Source organism: Leyella lascolaii (assembly GCF_900079775.1).
Classification (GTDB): domain Bacteria; phylum Bacteroidota; class Bacteroidia; order Bacteroidales; family Bacteroidaceae; genus Prevotella; species Prevotella lascolaii.
In genome coordinates this window covers 1-709 of record NZ_LT556043.1, presented here as the reverse complement: position 1 = coordinate 709, position 709 = coordinate 1, and the positions used below count along the sequence as shown (strand labels likewise).

Annotated in this window: 2 protein-coding genes; both read right to left on the bottom strand. The window is 45.0% G+C overall.

All coding sequences use genetic code 11. The features are described 5' to 3' along the window. Positions 1-260: PcfK-like family protein (locus BN4609_RS09690; RefSeq protein ID WP_206196552.1), on the bottom strand; the 260-nt coding region annotated here is incomplete at its 3' end. Between the two features lie 23 nt (positions 261-283). After that, positions 284-523, bottom strand: a complete 240-nt coding sequence (locus tag BN4609_RS09685) for a DUF6926 domain-containing protein (RefSeq protein WP_068856519.1) — start codon at positions 521-523, stop codon at positions 284-286. Positions 524-709: the final 186 nt, after the last annotated feature.

Below are 709 nucleotides of genomic sequence, written 5' to 3'. Positions count from 1 at the left end.
TGGTTAACAGACACTTGGCAGTTCAATGGTTTTCCTACCTCGATGTCCTTCTCCTCGTAGTAGTGGATGGCTTGCCCATATATCTCGTCATCGCAAAAGCCGTTGCAACCGCTCTTCTGTACCCAATTAAGGATATAGGTGACGCAATCGTCTATGTTCTTGTCGGGGTTGTCATACTTGGCTGCAAAGAGTTCGTCCTCCATTGCTCGCTCCTCCAAATAGGCTTGTATGGTTCTCTTGAAATATTCTGTAGTGTTCATATCTGATGTTGTTAAAGGGGTTGTTACTCATGATAGATGATGTCGCAGTCCTCAACTTCTGTAGGCAGTCCGAAAAACGGATAACGGCTGAAGTAAGGTTCTGTGCACATGTCCTCGTTGTATCTTGGACTTACTATCTCAATATTGTTCTTGCGCATGGCTTCGTCCACCATACGGATTTCCTCGTCAGTCAGTCCGCTTGCATCGCCATTGATGATGTAGCAGAGTGCCCATGTAGGTATCGCTTCAATGCTTCTGTTCATATCGCTTGTACTTTAAAGTGTTAATAACCAAATGAATGTTCCAATCAGTACCACCATAGAAAGAATGGAAATGATGATGCCGAAGATGAACTTCACAATTCCCAATATGACTTCACCGACCATGCAGAGAGCCATATATCCCAACCAAGCCACCAAAGTGATGAGGGTTGAGCCGACTGCGGAGAG